General features: G+C 69.7%; 16 protein-coding genes. 9 read left to right on the top strand and 7 right to left on the bottom strand.

Annotated features, from left to right (window positions below; translation table 11 throughout):
• Positions 1 to 49 precede the first annotated feature (49 nt).
• Positions 50 to 589 (bottom strand): EF-hand domain-containing protein, encoded by a 540-nt coding sequence (locus tag ACZOOI_RS41905; RefSeq protein WP_465282066.1) that lies wholly within the window; start codon positions 587 to 589, stop codon positions 50 to 52.
• A gap of 179 nt (positions 590 to 768) precedes the next feature.
• Complete coding sequence (locus ACZOOI_RS41900) at positions 769 to 1,911, bottom strand: Rieske 2Fe-2S domain-containing protein (protein ID WP_465282065.1); 1,143 nt, start codon at positions 1,909 to 1,911, stop codon at positions 769 to 771.
• A gap of 596 nt (positions 1,912 to 2,507) precedes the next feature.
• Between ACZOOI_RS41900 and ACZOOI_RS41895 the strand changes: the two genes are divergently transcribed.
• Positions 2,508 to 2,714: a cold-shock protein gene (locus tag ACZOOI_RS41895; RefSeq protein WP_355548848.1), complete on the top strand. Its 207-nt coding sequence runs from the start codon at positions 2,508 to 2,510 to the stop codon at positions 2,712 to 2,714.
• Positions 2,715 to 3,085: 371 nt separating this feature from the next.
• On the top strand, positions 3,086 to 4,651 hold the full coding sequence (locus ACZOOI_RS41890; RefSeq protein WP_465282064.1) for a DEAD/DEAH box helicase: 1,566 nt from the start codon (positions 3,086 to 3,088) through the stop codon (positions 4,649 to 4,651).
• 110 nt (positions 4,652 to 4,761) lie between these two features.
• Here the strand turns inward: ACZOOI_RS41890 and ACZOOI_RS41885 are convergent, their stop codons facing one another.
• Positions 4,762 to 4,992 carry a hypothetical protein gene (locus ACZOOI_RS41885; RefSeq protein WP_391589744.1) on the bottom strand — a complete coding sequence of 77 codons (231 nt, stop codon included), beginning with the start codon at positions 4,990 to 4,992 and terminating at the stop codon, positions 4,762 to 4,764.
• A 764-nt stretch (positions 4,993 to 5,756) separates the two neighbouring features.
• Complete coding sequence (locus ACZOOI_RS41880; RefSeq protein ID WP_465282063.1) at positions 5,757 to 6,605, bottom strand: LysR family transcriptional regulator; 849 nt, start codon at positions 6,603 to 6,605, stop codon at positions 5,757 to 5,759.
• A 96-nt stretch (positions 6,606 to 6,701) separates the two neighbouring features.
• Between ACZOOI_RS41880 and ACZOOI_RS41875 the strand changes: the two genes are divergently transcribed.
• Together ACZOOI_RS41875 and ACZOOI_RS41870 are read left to right on the top strand one after the other, a co-directional pair.
• The gene (locus ACZOOI_RS41875) at positions 6,702 to 7,433 is read left to right on the top strand and encodes an SDR family NAD(P)-dependent oxidoreductase (RefSeq protein ID WP_465282062.1); all 732 of its coding nucleotides are present in this window, start codon (positions 6,702 to 6,704) and stop codon (positions 7,431 to 7,433) included.
• A 212-nt stretch (positions 7,434 to 7,645) separates the two neighbouring features.
• Positions 7,646 to 8,698: a YihY/virulence factor BrkB family protein gene (locus ACZOOI_RS41870; protein WP_465282061.1), complete on the top strand. Its 1,053-nt coding sequence runs from the start codon at positions 7,646 to 7,648 to the stop codon at positions 8,696 to 8,698.
• 333 nt (positions 8,699 to 9,031) lie between these two features.
• On the opposite strand, the gene ACZOOI_RS41865 is transcribed toward ACZOOI_RS41870, so the two are convergent.
• Positions 9,032 to 9,202: a DUF5670 family protein gene (locus ACZOOI_RS41865; protein WP_380002274.1), complete on the bottom strand. Its 171-nt coding sequence runs from the start codon at positions 9,200 to 9,202 to the stop codon at positions 9,032 to 9,034.
• A 440-nt stretch (positions 9,203 to 9,642) separates the two neighbouring features.
• Here ACZOOI_RS41865 and ACZOOI_RS41860 point away from each other — a divergent pair, with 440 nt between their 5' ends.
• Both ACZOOI_RS41860 and ACZOOI_RS41855 read left to right on the top strand, forming a co-directional pair.
• Positions 9,643 to 10,425, top strand: a complete 783-nt coding sequence (locus tag ACZOOI_RS41860; RefSeq protein WP_465282060.1) for a restriction endonuclease — start codon at positions 9,643 to 9,645, stop codon at positions 10,423 to 10,425.
• Positions 10,426 to 10,688: 263 nt separating this feature from the next.
• Entirely contained in the window at positions 10,689 to 12,722 is a 2,034-nt protein-coding gene (locus ACZOOI_RS41855) for a M4 family metallopeptidase (RefSeq protein ID WP_465282059.1), read from the top strand.
• A 276-nt stretch (positions 12,723 to 12,998) separates the two neighbouring features.
• On the opposite strand, the gene ACZOOI_RS41850 is transcribed toward ACZOOI_RS41855, so the two are convergent.
• A complete protein-coding gene (locus ACZOOI_RS41850; protein ID WP_465282058.1) occupies positions 12,999 to 13,973 on the bottom strand; it encodes an alpha/beta fold hydrolase in 975 nt (324 codons plus the stop codon).
• Between the two features lie 94 nt (positions 13,974 to 14,067).
• Between ACZOOI_RS41850 and ACZOOI_RS41845 the strand changes: the two genes are divergently transcribed.
• Complete coding sequence (locus tag ACZOOI_RS41845) at positions 14,068 to 14,766, top strand: TetR/AcrR family transcriptional regulator (RefSeq protein WP_465282057.1); 699 nt, start codon at positions 14,068 to 14,070, stop codon at positions 14,764 to 14,766.
• 1,040 nt (positions 14,767 to 15,806) lie between these two features.
• On the opposite strand, the gene ACZOOI_RS41840 is transcribed toward ACZOOI_RS41845, so the two are convergent.
• Positions 15,807 to 16,154: a MerR family transcriptional regulator gene (locus ACZOOI_RS41840; RefSeq protein WP_465282056.1), complete on the bottom strand. Its 348-nt coding sequence runs from the start codon at positions 16,152 to 16,154 to the stop codon at positions 15,807 to 15,809.
• Between the two features lie 871 nt (positions 16,155 to 17,025).
• Here ACZOOI_RS41840 and ACZOOI_RS41835 point away from each other — a divergent pair.
• Together ACZOOI_RS41835 and ACZOOI_RS41830 are read left to right on the top strand one after the other, a co-directional pair.
• A complete protein-coding gene (locus ACZOOI_RS41835; RefSeq protein WP_465282055.1) occupies positions 17,026 to 17,448 on the top strand; it encodes a hypothetical protein in 423 nt (140 codons plus the stop codon).
• A 513-nt stretch (positions 17,449 to 17,961) separates the two neighbouring features.
• Entirely contained in the window at positions 17,962 to 18,285 is a 324-nt protein-coding gene (locus ACZOOI_RS41830) for a cupin domain-containing protein (protein WP_391584735.1), read from the top strand.
• The last annotated feature ends 123 nt before the right edge of the window (positions 18,286 to 18,408 follow it).

The following is an 18,408-nucleotide window of genomic DNA, read 5'->3' as shown; positions in this document are numbered from 1 at the left end:
GCGACCGCCCGTCGTCACTGCGACGGGCGGTCGCGTGCCGTCAGGCGGGTCAGACGTCGCTGAGGCGTCCGAAGAGGTCCACCCCGGGAGCCGACGGTTCGGTGCCGACGTACACGTCGCGCAGCATGGCGGCGTATTCGTCACCGGAGATGCGCCCGTCGCCGTCCTTGTCCAGGACGGACATGACGGTGTCGACCCGGCTTGCCTGAACGCCGTAGCCCTTCAGGAGGGGGGCGAGCTCCCGCCCGTCGAGGTGGCCGTCGCCGTTCGTGTCCGCGAGCGTGAACTCGGCCATGTGGCGCCCGATCGTGGCGGCCGCCGCCTGGGGGCTCGCCGATTCCAGCACTGCGGCGAACTCGCTCTCGGTGACCTTGCCGTCCCCGTCCGCGTCGGCCGCCTCGGCCAGTTCCTTCCACAGGTCGGCGTACTGCCGCCGCACCGCCTGGACCTTCTGCGGGTCCGCGTCGGGAAACTGCTCGACGATGCGGTCCGCGCGCTGCCGGAAGTCGTCCGCCGTGACGACGCCGTTCCCGTCGATGTCGAAAAGCGCGAACATGTGCCGGGGCTTCTCCTGAATGAACGCTGACAACACGGTGTTCCTCTCTGTCGTCGCGGACCCTTGAAGTCCGCGCGCACATACGGTTGGTTGCACTGCGTGATGAAACATATACGGCAAGTCGCAGAACTCACGGAATGCGCGGGCGGATACGCACGGACGCGCCGCCGAGGTTGCCCACCCCCGCCCGGACCGATCCGCCCGTGGGGCGTTCACGCCCCGGACGAATTCACTCGCTCGGGTGCGGCCTGTTCGAGGGAGAGTTCGCGGGACGCTTCGCGGGCGGCCGGGACGCCGTCCACGCCGCTCGTCTGCTCGACGGGGCCCGGCGCATGGAACCGGCGGGCCCAGCGGCGGAAAGCGCCGATGGGCCCGTCACCGGGGCCGAGCCGCGGGGGCTGCTGGTATCGCTTGTGGTCCCAGATCGGGAAATCAGCAGCCGTGAAGGCGCAACTCGATCGGAACAGCGGACGCTCCAGCACGCGCGTGACGGCTCGGGTCACCGTGCGGGCGAGGCACGGCGCCGCCGGCCAGGACGGCTCGGTCAGTGCGATGCGGTTCGACTGCCGGAGCTGCATCCGGTTCGGCGCGATCGCGGTCGGCATCACCAGCGTGTACATCCGCAGGCCGAACCGCGGCGAGTGGATCTCGGCGTGCAGGCACCCGAGTCCGTACCCGTCGACCTCCACCTCGACGTCGAACTCACCGATCAGCGGAGCGCTCTCCCGCACCCGCATCGACACGTGGAAAGACGTTTCGTCGTACGCCACCGGGGTGCCCAAATCGGCCTTGACCCAGCCGTGCAGCGTCGCGAAATGGCCGATGTCCACGGAATTCTCGACGACCTCCTGGACATTGCCCGCCATTTCCCACGTCACCTGGCGAGCGGAAAGGCCGGCGATCGCCCGCCACTCAGGGATCTCCCAATCCGGCTCCCGGCCGTCGTGATGCCGCCATACGAAGACGGCACCGTTGACCTCGCACACCGGGATCCGATCCAGTGACACCTTCGGCGGCGGCGTTCCGTATCCCGTGCGCACGCACGAACCGTCGGGAGCGAAGGCGAAGAAATGGAAGGGACAGACGAGGTCGTTGTCCTCCACGCCGGCCAGACCGAGATGGGCCCCGAGATGCGGACAGTAGGGACGGACGGCTCTGACGCCTCCCGAACGCAAGCGGTAGAGCACCACATCCTCGCCCATGAGCGGCCGGGTGAGCACCGTGCCGGATTTCAACTCGTCGGAGAAGGCCACCGCGGACCACCCGCTCGGATAGGGCAGACCGGGAGCCCGTGCCGCATCGGCGGGGGTCGGCCCCTGGCTGATCGCCTTCCCGTACGCGCGTGACAAGCCCAAGCGATCCTCCTGGATTCAATTCCGGCGGGTCAGGTATATCACTCCGGCCCGAGAATTCTGGAAATGCATAAAATCACCTTTCGAATCCATCCACTTTCAGAATTCACGATAATAATCCGAGATCCTCACCCGGACGGCGCACCGTCGGCATTCGGTCGGCGCTCGCCCGATGCCTGCCGGGTGGAGATCGGTACCTGCTCGGCCTACCGGCGGGTCCCGGCTGCCGCGTTTCGGACCCACTTGCGGAACTCGACCGCCAGGTGTTCGTGGGAAGGCAACAGCCGCCGCCGACGCCGACCCGATCCGGCCGCGCCGTCCCCGGGCGGGCCGCGGGGACGGCGTGGCAGCCCTCGCCGTCCCCCGAAATCCCCGATCATCGGAGCCGGTTGATCCGCGACGTCCACGAAGCCGGCGGTATCCGTGCTATGTTGATCTCAGTTGCAGTTGTGGTACCCATGAACTTTGTGTGCACCTGACGGGCGTGATCCTCGGGTGCATTTTTTGTTTGGCCGGTCATCTCCGGGTGGGCTCCTTGCGGCGACGCGGAATCGCACTGTGTGGATTCCGGTACTGCTTCCCAGACTAAGGAGAACGACATGTCGACCACAGGCACCGTGAAGTGGTTCAACGCGGAAAAGGGCTTCGGTTTCATCGAGCAGGACGGCGGCGGCCCCGACGTCTTCGCCCACTACTCGAACATCGCCGCCCAGGGCTTCCGTGAGCTCCAGGAGGGCCAGAAGGTCTCCTTCGACGTCACCCAGGGCCAGAAGGGCCCGCAGGCGGAGAACATCGTTCCCGCCTGACGCTTTTCGGCGTCCGTACCAGGGCCCGTCGCACCGTGAGGTCGCGGGCCCTGGTACGGCGTTCGTATTTTTCCCGCAGGCCGCTCGTCCCTCTGTCCGAGGTCGTGGCGACGGCACGCGACGCAGTACCCCCGCCCGGTAGGCGGCAGCCGACGGCTTACGACCGCGCACCGCCCACCGCCCCCGGACTTCGCAGTCCGTTCCAGCCGGCCGCCTTTTTCCACGGCGCCGCGTCTTTCGAAGTGTGTTCGCGCGAATTTCCTTCGCCCCACTTCGTTTCTGCTTTTCATTTCGGCTCGTTCTCGTGATACCTTGCGCGGCTTTCGGCTGCCGGGTCTCCGCGGTACGTGCCGTGTCGAGGAAGGTTCCCCGTGAACCCGAACGCCCGCTCCACCAATTCTTCGTACAGCTCCTCCTCCCGCGGCCGTAGCGGCGGCACCGGCGGCTACACCCGTTCGGCCGCCGGCGGCAGCGGCGGCGGCTACGGCCGTTCCGGCGCTTCGGGTCGCTCCGGCGGCTACGGCCGTTCGGGCGGTTCCGGCGGTTCCGGCGGCTACGGCCGTCGCTCCTCCGGCGCCCGGGGGGAGTTCGCGCTTCCGGTGACCATCACCCCGGCGCTGCCCGCCGTGGCCTCCTTCGCCGAGTTGGACATGCCGTCCGAGTTGCTGGCGACACTGACCGGTCTGGGCATGGCCGAGCCGTTCCCGATCCAGGCTGCGACGCTGCCGAACTCGCTGGTCGGCCGCAACGTGCTGGGCCGGGGTCGGACCGGGTCGGGCAAGACGTTGGCCTTCGGCCTGGCCTTGCTCGCCCGCACCGCCGGCCGGCGCGCCGAGCCCAGGCACCCGCTCGCGCTGGTCCTGGTGCCCACCCGTGAGCTGGCCCAGCAGGTCACCGACGCGCTTACCCCGTACGCCCGTTCGCTGCGACTGCGGATGGCCACGGTGACCGGCGGCATGCCGATCGGCCGCCAGATCACCGCGCTGCGGGCCGGCGCCGAGGTGGTCGTGGCCACGCCCGGCCGGCTCAAGGACCTCCTCGACCGCGGCGCCTGCGTGCTGGCCGACGTCGGTGTCACCGTCCTGGACGAGGCCGACCAGATGGCCGACATGGGCTTCATGCCCCAGGTCACCGAACTCCTGGACCAGGTACGCCCCGACGGCCAGCGGATGCTCTTCTCCGCCACCCTGGACCGCAACGTCGACCTGCTGGTGCGCAAGTACCTGCACGACCCGGTCGTGCACTCGGTCGACCCGTCGGCCGGTGCGGTCACCACGATGGAGCACCACGTGCTGCACGTGCAGGGATCGGACAAGAACGCCGCCACCACGCACATCGCCGCCCGCGAGGGCCGGGTGATCATGTTCCTCGACACCAAGCACGCGGTCGACCGGCTCACCGCGCACCTGCTCAACAGCGGCGTCCGCGCCGCCGCGCTGCACGGCGGCAAGTCCCAGCCCGAGCGCACCCGCACCCTGACCCAGTTCAAGTCCGGCCACGTCACCGTCCTGGTCGCCACCAACGTCGCCGCGCGCGGCATCCACGTGGACAACCTCGACCTGGTCGTCAACGTCGACCCGCCCAGCGACCACAAGGACTACCTGCACCGCGGCGGTCGTACCGCCCGCGCCGGCGAGTCCGGCAGTGTGGTCACCCTGGTCCTGCCCGGCGAGCGCCGCCAGATGGTCCGCCTGATGTCCGACGCCGGGATCACGCCGCAGACCACCCAGGTCCGCTCCGGAGAGGCCGAACTGACCCGGATCACCGGCGCCCAGGCGCCCTCCGGAATCCCGGTCGTCATCACCGCGCCGGTGGTGGACCGCCCCCGCCGTACCGGCAGCGGTTCCTCTTCACGCGGACGCCGCAGCGGCTCCGCCCAGGCCCGCCGCTCCGGCCCGGCCGGCCGCCCCGCGCCCCGCGCGGCCACCGCCGCCTGACCCGCGCCCCGCGACATCCGGCCCTGAAGTATCCGGCCACACCCGCCCGTCGGGTGAGCACGGCCGGATACTTCAGGGCCTTTCGCCGTCTTCAGGACGTGTCGCCTCCGTCAAGGCGCCTGCCCGGCCGCGTCGTTCGCGGGGTCGCGCCCGTGATGGAGAGCGGCGATCCGGGTGGCGCTGCTCGTGAGACAGTTCGCGACGTCGCGCAGGTGGGACCTGCTGTACGAGTCGGTCGACCAACCGAGGTCGTCCATGCCCTTGACGGCCAGGAGCAACTGCTCCGCCGCAGCGGCCAACCGCCGCGCCAGGGCGGCCATGTCCCCCGGGTCTCGCTCCATCGCCTGCCTCCGATCGTCGAGTGGGCCCACGGCCCGAGCGGTTTCCTCGTCGCGGGCTCCGCCGCGTTGCGGGTAGGGGCTCCCGCTCATGACGAGGACCCCGATGCCGTGGCACCGGGGTCCGAGTTGGGGTTGTCTCACCATCCACCGGCTACGAAGCCCGGTGTCGTTTCCGCGCGGCTGCCGCACGCGGCAGGCGGGTGTGCGGGGATCGTGCGGATGTGACCGAAGACCACCTTCCGTTCGGATGGACCGCGGTGCCCGCTCTACCGAAGTAACCGACTGCGGGCGATCCGATGGCGTCCGGACCCATCCCTTCTTCCTCTGACCTGCGACTGCTTGTCGAACGTGCTGCGCTTGTGCTTCTACTCCCGCCGTCGGCCGACGGCCCTGGCTTCCTGTTTCGCCGCCGTCGGAGCCCTTCACCCACACCGGCCCCAACGACGTTCCGACCTGTTCCACTTCACGGGCAGTTCGTCATCTGCCACGTCTGTTCGACGTTTCCTTCGGTTTCGACATCGGGAAGATTAGCCACGTCGGGCGCGAATGTCTATCTCCGACATGACAGATTTTCGCGAGGGTGGCGCCCGTCGATATCGGCGCCGCCGCGTGCCTCGCCGCTGCCCTCCCCGGCACCCCTTCGAACGAGACACGCTTGGCTACGACAGAAGACATGTTCACCGACTCCCCGATGTCTGATTCCGCCGAGATAGATTTTCGGCACCCCGGCGCGTTCGCGGGTGCGTACGGTCGGCGCCGCGCTACTACAGGCGGGTCGCGGTCCGGATGAGGTCGGCGACGGCTCTGGACCGGCTGTGCGGCGGCCAGGCGATCACGGTCGTGACCGGCGGCGCGTCCAGCACGGGTACGGCGGCGACGTCCCCGTGCAGTTGGGCTCGGCAGGACTGCGGTGAGACCGCGCAGGCGCGGCCGAGCGCGACCAGCTGCAACAGCTGGGCGTGGTCGCGGACCTCCGGTCCCGGCCCGGGAGGGTAGGTGCCGTCGAGGTCGGGCCAGCGGGGCAGGGGCAGGTCCGGCAGCGCGGTGATGTCGGCCATGTGCACGTGGGTCCGGACGGTGAGCGGATGCCCGGCCGGCAGGACCACGACCTGGCTCTCCGTACCGAGCTCTTCGGTGTCGAACCCGACCGTCGAGTCGAACGGCCGGTGCAGCAGGGCCACATCGGCCCGCCCCTCGCGCAGGAGGCGTTCCTGCTCGGCCGGGCCGCACAGGACGACGTCGACCGGGACCGCGCCCGGTTCCGCGGCGTAGGCGTCCAGCAGTTTCGCCAGCAGTTCGCTGGAGGCGCCGGCCTTCGCGGCCAGGACCAGGCCGGGACGGCCGGTCGCGGCAAGGGCCGCGCGGCGGGTCCGGCGTTCGGCGGCATCGACCGCCGCCAGGGCCTCCCGGCCCTCGGCCAGCAGCACCGAGCCGGCCTCGGTCAGCGTGACGGTGCGGCTCGTACGGTCCAGCAGCGCTCCCCCGAGCCGCCGTTCGAGCTGCTGGATCGCCCGCGACAGGGGCGGTTGCGCGATCCCGAGCCGCTGCGCGGCGCGACCGAAGTGCAACTCTTCGGCGACGGCGACGAAGTAGCGCAGTTCCCGGGTCTCCACGCGGCCATGCTAACCCCGGATCGATACCCGGGCGGTATCGTCGCCCACCCAATCGGTGTTGGACCCCTCGGCCGGGTCCGGGTCAGCATCGTTCCCATGAGTGAACGAACGATCGCGCTGGTCACCGGCGCGAACAAGGGAATCGGGTACGAGATCGCGACCGGCCTGGGTGCGCTCGGCTGGAGTGTCGGCGTCGGCGCCCGCGACGATCGGCGCCGGGAGGTCGCGGTGGAGAAACTGCGCGCGGCCGGCATCGAGGCGTTCGGCGTACCGCTGGACGTGACCGACGACGCGAGCGCGACGGCCGCCGCCCGGCTGATCGAACAGCGGGCCGGGCGCCTCGACGTGCTCGTCAACAACGCCGCCATCACCGGTGGCATGCCGCAGGAGCCCACCCGGGTCGATCCCGCCGTCATCCGGACGGTCGTGGAGACCAACGTGATCGGCGTCATCCGCGTCACCAACGCGATGATGCCGCTGCTGCGCCGCTCTTCCGCACCGCGCATCGTGAACATGTCCAGCAGCGTCGGTTCCCTCACCCGGCAGTCGGGGACCGCCGGCGAGCAGACGACGGGCCCGGTGGCCGTGGCCTACGCGTCGTCGAAGACGTTCCTGAACGCCGTCACCCTTCAGTACGCCCGGGAGTTGAGCGGTACGAACGTGCTGATCAACGCCGGCTGTCCCGGCTTCGTCGCGACCGACCTGAACGGCTTCCGCGGCGTGCGCACCCCCGAACAGGGCGCGGCGATCGCCGTCAAGCTCGCGACCCTGCCCGACCACGGTCCGACCGGCGGGTTCTTCGAGGACGCCGGCACGGTGCCCTGGTGATGCGCGCGGGGTCGCCGTCCCCCGCCACCGAGCAGGCCGCGCCGTTGTTCTTCGCGACCTACACGGCCTTGCACACGATGCGCTTCGACATCGCCGTCACGCGCTGACGCCGGTCGACGTCGGGCGGTACGACGGGGCCACACCCACCGTCCGCGCCGGACCGGATTGTCTGAAATCGGCATGAAAGGGGCCGTGCCGGAAACCCGTCGGACATGACACGCGCACCGCGGCCGGAGAACGAGAATGCCGACAACCGTGACGACGCCGATCGTGATGTCGGCGTCGGTCCCCCCGAGCAGGTCGAGGAGCGGGAACCCGACCATCCCACCGAGCTGCCCAAACGGGCCTGGTGGGCAGTGCTGCGTGGCACGGTGAAGGAGTTCAAGGACGACGAACTCGCAGATCGCGCCGCGGCGCTGACCTACTACGGTGTACTGGCACTGTTCCCCGCCCTGCTGGTGCTGGTGTCCCTGCTGGGAATCGCCGGCGAGTCGACCACCGATCGGGTGCTGGACAACCTGCAAAAGTTGGCTCCGGGCTCGGCACGCGACGTGATCAGCAACGCGGTACGCCAGTTGCAGAACAACAGTGGCCTGGGCTCGCTCCTGGCGATCGTGGGCCTGGTGGTCGCCGTGTGGTCCGCCTCCGGCTATGTCGCCGCGTTCATCCGGGCCTCCAACGCCGTCTACGACATGCCCGAGGGTCGGCCGGTATGGAAGGTTCTCCCGCTGCGCCTCGGTCTGACCATCGCGCTGATGGTTCTGGCCTGTGCCAGTGCGCTGATCGTGGTCTTCACCGGTGGTCTGGCCCGACAGGTGGGCACGGCTCTGGGGATCGGCGACAGCGCGCTGACGGTGTGGTCGATCGCGAAGTGGCCGGTCCTGGTCCTGCTCGTGACGATCATGATTGCGCTCCTGTACTGGGCCGCGCCCAACGCCGAAGGCCGCGGCTTCAAGTGGGTGACTCCCGGCAGCTTCCTCGCCCTGGCGATCTGGATGGTCGCCTCGGCCGGCTTCGCCGTCTACGTCGCGAACTTCGCCTCGTACAACAAGACGTACGGAACGCTCGCGGGAGTGATCGTCTTCCTGGTGTGGTTGTGGATCACCAACCTCGCCGTTCTGCTCGGACTCGAATTCGACGCCGAACTGGCCCGCCGGCGCGCGATCGCCGGCGGCCTGCCCGAAGACGAGGAACCCTACGTGCGACCGAGGGACACCCGCGCGTGGAGCGCCGACGAGCGCCGCCGCATGGAAGGCGAGCCCTGACCACGCCCGCCCGGCGGGCCCCGACCCCCACTCTTCACACCCGCTTCCCGACCGAGTCGGGAAGCCACGGCAAATCGGAAATCGTAAAGCGTAAATCGGGAAACGCTGCACAGCAGAAGAAAAACGCACGGGTTGCGGTGGCTAGACGAGCGTTACCGACCACAACAGGACGACGGCACTCCGGACCTGCATCACCGAGGTGGGACGAACGCACCGAGGTGGAAGACGAACGAGGCGCCGGGAGAACGGAAAAGGCGGGGTGTGGCCCGGTTCGGATTGACGAACCGGGCCACACCCCGCCTTATCGATGCAGTGCGCGAGGGGCAGATCTCCCTACCAGCGGTACCAGCGGCCACGACGGCCACCCGCACCCGCAGAACGGAAGACGAAGCCCAAAGCCCACACGACCAGAACGATCACGGCGATCCACCACAGGGCCTTGAGCGCGAAGCCGGCACCGAAGAGGATCAGGGCGAGAAGCAGGACCACCAGAAGGGGAATCATTTGTTTACCTCCGCCCCAACGTGTGCCCCACCCCTTCGAACGCATTCCAGGTAAATCACGAGTTTCTGCAAGGCTTTCCGGGAAAGAAGGGATCTTCACCTTCGCCCCGCCGGGCACCGGACGCCGGACGCCGTGCCCGGGCGCCGGACCGGGCACCGACGAGCTCAGGGGCCGCGGTCGCGGTCGGGGTCTACCGGGTTTGGTCGGGCGATCCGCACGTCCGCGCTTCTGCGAACATGCTCGAACCCCTGGTTGGAATCGGCGATCGAGGGCAGCGACAAGAAGGCTTGAACGTCGTTGGCACATCGGCGAGTTGCGCCGCGGGCACGAGTCGGCCGGGCACGGCGCCGGGTGGGAACACGGGACGCCGGATGGTCCGCCGTGGCGAATCCGCGGCTCGGGTACGGAACAGGGAGCGGACTGTGAGCACGATACGTCCCATGATCGACGACTCGGGGGCCGCGCCCGGTCGAGGACCGCTCGGGCGCGGCCTCGGTCGGGCGGCACGACCCGGTGGACTCGTCCCATACGACCGGGTGTTCTGGTGGTTGGCGCCGACCGTGTGTCTCGTCGCGGCGTATTGCGGTGTGCAGCAGGAGTGGGACCTGCTGGCGGCGATCGTGGTCGTCGCGGTGTTGGTGATAGGCGCGTTGTACGCGTGCGGCGGGCTCCGACCGGCGGTGCGATCCGAGCGGCGGCGATGGGCGCCGCGTACGCGGGCCGGTTCGCGAGCGCGTGCGGTCTCGTTCGCCGCCGTCGATGCCATGACCGGAGACCGATTCGAGGAACACGTCGCGGAGTTGTGCCGTCGTGACGCGTGCCTCGACGTGGAGGTCAGCGGCGGCGCGGGCGACCTGGGGGCGGACGTCGTCGCCCGGCTTCCCGACGGACGCAGCCTTGTCATCCAATGCAAGCGGCTCGGCAGGACCCGCGCCGTGGGCAGCCCCGACATGCAGCGCTTCGTGGGAACGGCGCGGCCCGTGCACGATGCCGACGTCGCGGTGCTCGTCACCAACTCCCGGTTCACCGCGCCCGCGCGTCGGCTTGCCCGAGCCCAGGACATCGTGACCATCGACCGGCGGGCCCTGGGCCGATGGATGGCGGGTACCGATCTTTCGACGATGCTGCTCGGCGGAGCGGACGTTGCGACAGACTCCGCCGCAGCGGTCGTCCCGAGCGCCGAGGTGTGGCCCGAGTCGGCTGCGGCGGCGCATTGCGACTGACACGCCGCCCGCACCCCGCCCTGCACCCCGCCCCGCGCGACGCCCACGCGTCGAACTCCCGTGCCTCCCACCGGCACCGCATCGCGGGCATTTGCCAGAACTAGCCGATTCCCGTCGATCGCTTCACCACCTCCCCATCCCCGTGTGAGTGTTTCGCTCGCTCGGGCACGAACCCGGCCTGCACGGTCACCCGCGTCGCTCACAAGGCGTCGCGGCGCAAGCCGGCGACGTGGTCGAGGCATGCCCCCACCCAAGGAGCCTCGATGAACCGCAGAACGACCACGGCCGGGACCGTCCTGGCCATGCTCGCCGGACTCGCGATCGGCGCGGCCGGCTCTTCCTCGGCCGGTGCCGACCCGTCCCCTCCCCCCGCCAACCCCCAGGCACTCGCGGTATCCGCCGCCGACCGGGCGGCCGCAAGCGGCCTGGACAGTCTCGCCAAAGGCCCGGACGAGCAGTACGAACGCCAACTCGTCACCCCATGGGTCAACGACCTGTTCTCGGTCGCGTACCAGCGCACCTACCGCGGCCTCCCCGTCGTCGGTGGGGACGCGGTCGTGTTGGCCGACGGTCAGGGCCGGGTCCGCGCGACCCAGGCCGCCACCGGCGCGCAGATAGCCGTCACCACCCAGCCGACCGTGGCGGCCGGCGCCGCCGAGGCCACGTCCAAGGCCCAACTCCCGGTCGTGGACAAGGTCGAATCGCATCGCCTCGTCGTCCGGGTCAAGGACGGCAGTAGCGCACTGGCGTGGGAAACCGTGCTGGCGGGTCGTACCGATACCGCGCCCAGCCGGTTGCACGTGTTCGTCGACGCGAGCACCGGGGCGGTGCTCGACAGTTACGACGACGTCCGGGCCGGCAGCGGCAACAGCCAGTGGAACGGCCCGAATCCGCTCACCATCGACACCACCGGCTCGGGCAGCTCCTTCTCCCTGCGCGACCCGAACCGCCCCGGCCTGACCTGCGCGGACTACTCCACCGGCCAGGTCTTCACGAAGTCCACCGACTCGTGGGGCAACGGCCAGGCGTCCAGCAAGGAGACCGGCTGCGTCGACGTCATGTGGGCGGCGCAGAAGGAATGGAACATGCTCCGCGACTGGCTCGGTCGCAACGGGCACAACGGCAACGGCGGGAGCTGGCCGGTCAAGGTCGGCCTCAACGACGTCAACGCCTACTGGGACGGCTCGTCGGTGTCCATCGGGCACAACCAGTCGAACCAGTGGATCGCCTCGATGGACGTGGTGGGCCACGAATTCGGGCACGGCATCGACCAGTTCACCCCCGGCGGCGCCGGCAGCGAGGCCGGACTCGGCGAGGGCACCGGCGACATCTTCGGCGCACTGACCGAGGCGTACACCAACGAGCCCTCCCCGTACGACACCCCCGACTACACCGTCGGCGAGACCGTGAACCTGGTCGGCCAGGGCCCGATCCGCTACATGTACAAGCCCTCCACCAACGGCGACCCGGACTGCTACAGCTCCTCCATCCCCAGCACCGAGGTCCACAAGGCCGCCGGCCCGCTCAACCACTGGTTCTACCTCCTCGCCGAGGGCACCAGCCCCGGCGGCGGCAAACCCAACAGCCCCACCTGCAACAACACCACCCTCACCGGCGTCGGCATCCAACAGGCCGGGAAGATCTTCTACGGCGGCATGCTCCTCAAGACCAGCGGCATGACCTACAAGAAGTACCGCACCACCACGCTGACTTCGGCCAAGACCCTCGACCCCACCTGCGCCCTGTTCAACAAGACCAAGGCCGCCTGGGACGCCGTCAGCCTGCCCGCACAGCCCAACGACCCCACCTGTAACGGTGGGCCGGGCAACCCCGACTTCTCGATCAGTCTCACCCCGAGCTCGGGCAACGTGGCGGTCGGCGGGGACGTCACCACCACCGTGGGCACCACGACCACCAGCGGTGCGGCGCAATCCGTCACCCTGACCGCGTCGAACCTGCCCAACGGGGTGACCGCGCAATTCACGCCGGCCACCGTCCAGTCGGGCAACAGCTCGTCGCTGAAGTTGTCGGCGAGTTCGACGGCGACCGCAGGTACGTACACGGTGACCGTGACCGGCAGCGGTGCCACCACCCATACGGCGCAATACACGTTGACCGTCGGCGGCACCGGACCGGGCACGTGCACCGCGCCCGCCTGGAACGCCGACTCGGTCTACACCAACGGCAGCGTGGTCTCCTATCAAGGCCACACCTACCGCGCCAAGTGGTGGACCCAGGGCGAAGTCCCCGGAACCACCGGCCAATGGGGCGTCTGGGTCGACCTCGGCGCCTGCTGAGCCGACCCGCACTCGGCAGGTAGCGCACGCACACCGCGAGCGTTCCCGATCGTGCTGCCCGGCAGGCCCGCAGGTGGGCCTGCCGGGCAGCCGGCACCGGCGACACGCGTCGCGGTTGCGGACCTTTCCTATGAGTGCGCGGGCGGCCGGCGTCGACGCGTACCCGCCGTGATGCTCCAAGACTGCGGCACCGGCCCCCACCACAAATCCCCCGGTCGTGGGGGCGCCCTCCCCCGGCCGGGGGAGACAGGAGCAGACGTCGGCAGGTGCACCCGGTCAGCCGAGCGTCCCGGGAGCCGGGGCCTTCCGGGGTCGCCTCTCGCCCAGTTCCGCCAACCGGGCCACCTCGCCCGCGATATCGGGCCACAGCGCCGCGGGCAGGTCGTGGCCGACACCCGGATAGGTGACCAGGCGGGCGCCGGGGATCGCCCGGGCGGTGGCGCGGCCGGCGCGTACCCGCAGGATCGGGTCCTGTTCACCGTGCAGGACGAGCGTGGGGCGCCTCAGCTCCGCCAACTTCGGCCCGTGCCACTGTGCACCGATCTGACGGCTCTGGGCCTTCTTGTCGCGCGGCCCGCTGTCGACCTCCGCCTCGACCCACGCGCGGGCCGCCTCCTCGTCGAACGGGTAGCCGGGCGAGGCGATCCCTCGCCACACCGTGAGAGACGCCTCGATGTCCCCCTCACGGCCTTCGGGGAACTTGGCGCGCGCGAGCTTCGCCAGGAGCCCGAAGCGCAGGTAGCGCAGGACGCCCAGGCCGGACACGTCGCTCGGAAGCGCGGCCGACGAGGTGAGGCTGAGCACCCGTTCCGGATACCGCAGCGCGAGCCGCTGGGCGATCAGCCCGCCCATCGAATGACCGAAGACGTGCACCCGCTCCCAGCCGAGTTCGTCCATCACCGCAACGGCGTCGTCCGTCATGTCCTCAGCCGTGTACGCCTCGCCCCGCTTGCCGAACAGCGCCTTGAACGGGTTGCCCGTCGCCGTATCCGGCATCCGCGTCGACTCGCCCGCGTCCCGCTGGTCGTAGCGGGCGACCTCGAATCCGGCGTCCGCGAACGCTCCGGAAAGGCCGTCGGGCCACCAGAACCGCGCCGTCGCCAGGCCCATCACCAGGAGCAGCGGCTCGCCCCGCGAGCCCTCGAGCCGGTCGTACGCGATCTCGACACTGCCGTTGCGGGCGTACCGGGTCGGCGTCCACGAGCGCGCCGCGGGAGCGTCTTCCGGTGCGGAATCCCTGGCCGTAGCCATCGTGTCCCTCCTCCACATCAACTGCGATCGATGTTCGCAGTTCTGCGACGCTACGATACTGCATACATCGTTCGCAGTAGAAAGAGGCATCGTCGTGAGCCCGACCGACAACATCTGGCTCCGTCCCGAACGCGCCGCGCGCGGCCCGGCCCCCGGCTACGACCGCGACACTCTCGCCGCCGCAGGAGTGGCCCTCGCCGACGCCCACGGCCTCACCGCCGTCACCATGCGCGCCGTGGCCGACGCCCTCGGCGCGGGCCCGGCCTCGCTGTACCGCTACGTCACCACGCGCGAGGAACTCGTCGAACTCATGGTCGACCGCGCGCACTCCGGGATCCGATACCCCCACCCCGGCGGCGACTGGCTTGAGGACCTCCTGGAGCTCGCCCGCGAGAGCCGTCGCGTCATCCTCGCCCACCCCTGGCTTCTCGACGCGACCGCCACCCGAACCCCGCTCGGACCGAACACCATCGCGTATCTCGAATGCGCACTGGGTGCGCTGTCCGGCCTCCAGGTTCCGTCCCGCACCAAGCTGGAGGCGATCGCCGTCCTCAGCGCCGTGGTCGCCGGACTCGCCCGCACGGAGATCACCCAGGCCCGGGCCGGCCGGACCCTCCCGCAATGGCAGCAGGCCCAGGCCGCCTACTTGACCCACGTCGCGACATCAGGCCGACACCCCCACCTGGCCGCCGCGTTCGCCGCTCAGGACACCGACGACGAGCCGGTGGAACACCTCTTCGACCGCATCGTCACGGGTGTCCTCACCGGCCTTCTCCGCCCCGATGCGGTCTGACCCGAAAGCCCTGGGAGCTCTCTCCTCCGCAAACTCCGGAGGAAAGGACGATGTCGCCCGCGGCGGGCGGCGTCCCGAAGGATTCGGCCGTTCATACCGCTCATGACGAGGACCCCGGTGCCGTGGCACCGGGGTCCGGGGTTTCGGGTTGTCTCACCATCCACCGGTCGAAGACCGGTGTCGTATCCGCACTGCCGCGCGGGGCGGCAGAATGTGCGGGGATCGCATATGCGTGACCGAAGACCACCTTTCGTTCGGATGGACCGCGGTGCCCGCTCGACCATGTCACCGATCGCGGGCTATCCGATGGCGCTCTGGAACCCTTCCCTTCTCCTCTGACTTGCAATTGCTCCGTGCGAGTTTTGCGTTTGCGATTGCTTGCTTTTGCGTTTGCTTGCGTTGCGGTTGTTTGCGTTTGCCTCGCCGTCAGTCGAAACCCTCTGCGATTGCCGGTCTCGATCTGCCCGACGATCCTTCCTACGTCCGCCGCCGGAGCCCCTTACCCACACCGGCCCCGACGATCACTCGACATGTTCCACTTCACGGGCAGTTCGTCATCTGCCACGTCCGTTTGACGTTTCCTTCGGTTCCGACATAGAGAACGCTAGCCACGCTCGACATGAATGTCTACCTCCGGCGTGACAGATTTTCGCCCGTGTCGACGTCCGGCTCCGCCGAGGCGGATGCGCGCGGCAGAGCGGCCGACCGCGGGCCCGATCGGCGCGCCGGAGCGGTTCAGGCAATTCCGATGGCGGGGGCGCGGGTCGTGTGTCGTGGGAGGAGGCGGAACGGGCGGGGCCGCTCGACGTGGGCAATCCTCGGGCACCTGGGCACCTGGGCGCCCCGACGCCTGGCGTCGCGAGAGCCTCCAAGGCCCAGTGGGCAAGCATCGGCCGGAGCGCCGTCGCATGGGGCCGGCGGGCGAACACCTGCGGGCCGTCGGGGACGACCGAACCCGGCGGTCCCGGCGAGCGGCCGGGTCGATCCGCTCGCCGGCGCGTGCCCCCGTGGGGGCCCCGCGCCCGAGCGTCATCGCCAGGTCAGCTCTCGTCCGATTCGGTCTGGGCCGCATCGCGCAATTCGGCGTTCAGGCGCAGGGCCTCTTCCAATTGGTCCTCGAGAATCACGATGCGGCAAGCAGCGTCGACGGCGGTGCCCTGGTCGACGAGCTCACGGGCACGCTGGGCAATACGCAACTGATAACGGGAGTAGCGGCGGTGGCCGCCCTCCGAGCGCAGCGGGGTGATCAGGCCGTACTCCCCGATCGCGCGCAGGAAACCCTGGGACGCGCCGATCAACTCGGCCGCGCGGCCCATCGTGTAGGCGGGGTAGTCGTCGTCATCGAGCTTGTCGGCCTTGGCCGGAGTCGAGCGGGATTTGGAAGCCATCGGCGCCTCTCTTGAGTTCGCATCCATCCATCGAGTTCACATCCGCCACAGCCGATCGGAAACGCGTCGAGGGGCCCTGGCGCCGTACGGCACCAGGGCCCCGAAAGAAATCCACACCATCCACCGACACCGACGTGTCGGCCTATCCCTTCCGCATCCGCCCGGAGGGGCAGGTGCGGGGATCGCAATTGCGTGACCGCGGACACCTCTCGTACCGGCGTCTCCACGGATCCCACTCGGCCGAACATCTTCACCGCGCCGAGCGGGCGATCCGGATGGCGTTCGCTCCTTTCTCTCCTGTCCTTCGTCCTGCAACGGGTACTGCCACTGCGGTAAAACCGAACCACAAATACTGCCGGATACTGCTCGTCCTACCGGTACTGCTCGTAATGCACGGCGACCCGTGGGTCGCCCTCGATTCTCCTCGGCCCGACAACCAGCCTCCGGAACCCTCGCTGAAAAACCAACGGCCCCGGGACTCTGCTGTCGAACCCTCAACAACGCGCGCCAGTTCGTCTCTGTCGCGCCTCACTGATTCGCTTGGCTACGGAAGAAAACATACCTACCGATCCTCCCAATGTCTACTCCGGGCACGACAGATTTTCCGCCATGTCGGGTACGCAAAACAGCTCCTGCCTCGCCGTACCCGTCACCACCCTCGCCGGGCGTGCATGTCGAGGACGCGAGGGACCGCGTTCTCGCCTCCCGGACGTCGCACGCTGCCCGGGAAACGAGGCCGACAACGCAGCCGCCGCGCACGCCGTACACGCCTGTCGATCGGCCGGAACTCCCTGTGTGGGTGTGCCATTTCCCGCTCCGGGCAGAAGTTCGGCCGACCCGCACGACAGGAATCGGCGACGGAGGTAGGGACGTGAACGAGTACGCCCGAGGGATACCGGAATCGCCCACGGAGTGGGGGCTCCTGGTGGCGGTCCTCGCCGTATTCGGTGCCGCCTTCCTCGTCCGGGCCCTGTGGCGCAAGAAGAACGGGCAGCCGGTGAGCACCCGGGACGACGAGAACACCGACCGCCCGACCGAAGGTCCCAGCAGGAGTGCGTGGAAGTGGTGGCTCGGCGCCGGGGCCCTCGCCTATGTGGGGACCGTGATCGTCCGGATGGCCATGGGCGCGAGCGGCGCCGAAGTCTGGCTGTTCCCGGCACTCGTGTTCCCGGCCTGTAGCGTTCTCCTGCCGGCCAGAACGGCACTCATGGCATGGAGCGCCCGAAAGGGCCACGACGTCCGGGCACGCCGGCGACACGCCCGGGACGAAGACACCGCACCCGCCGACCATTGAACCGCCACCCACGCCCCGCTTGCCCATGCTCGACCACGGCGTCGATTCCACGCACCGTCGTGCCACCGCCGCCACGCGCGTGATCCACCGGGGCGAACCGGGACGGAACGTCCGCGGTCACCAACACACATGCGGTCCACCGCTGCCCGATCAAGTCTCAGGCCGCGCGGTCGTCCCCGACCCGGAATCGGGAGCGAGCGTTGCCGAGGGCGGGGAAGGCACCGACGCGCGCCGCCGCGGCGTGCGCGTGGGGGGACATGCCCGGGTGAACGGCGCGGGCGCGTCATGCCGCAGGCGACGAACCGGCGGAGGCCGTGTTCGGTCCGTCGCCAAGTGCGGACGTCGGTTCGCGAGCGTGCGCATCATCCGGCCACCCCGCGTGCGCCGGAACGTTCGGCCGTACCGTCGCGCCCGCAACTCCCCGGCATCGGACTCCCTGGCATCCGAACTCCCCGGCTCCGGGCATCGGAACTCCCCGGCGTCGGGCCGCAATCGCCGTGGCATGATCGCCGTATGGAGGTCATTGACGCCGGCCGGTTCACACCCGCCGCAGACGGTTCCGCCGATTACGTCGAGCACCTGCGGGTGCCCGCACTCAGCTTCGGGACCTACTCGATCCCTGCCGGTCAGCCCGACGACCAGGCTCCGCACCGGGAGGACGAGATCTACGCCGTGCTCAGCGGCCGCGGGACGTTCACCGCCGGCGGCCGCACGGTCGATGTCGGCCCCGGCTCCACGCTGTTCGTCCCGGCGGGCGAGGAGCACCGCTTCCACGACGTCACCGAGGACCTCACGGTGCTGGTCTTCTTCGCGCCCGCCTACTCCGGGCGGCCCTGACCCGCACCCTGCCACCGGGGCCGCCGCCCACCCATCCGTGCCCGGCCGCTGCCCCGTCGGGAGGTGGCCGTTGTCCCGCTCCCCGGCGACCGCCAGGGAGCGGGAGGAACTCGGTGCGGGTGG

Source organism: Embleya sp. L77, assembly GCF_055557415.1.
This window is presented reverse-complemented; position numbering and strand designations above follow the sequence as displayed.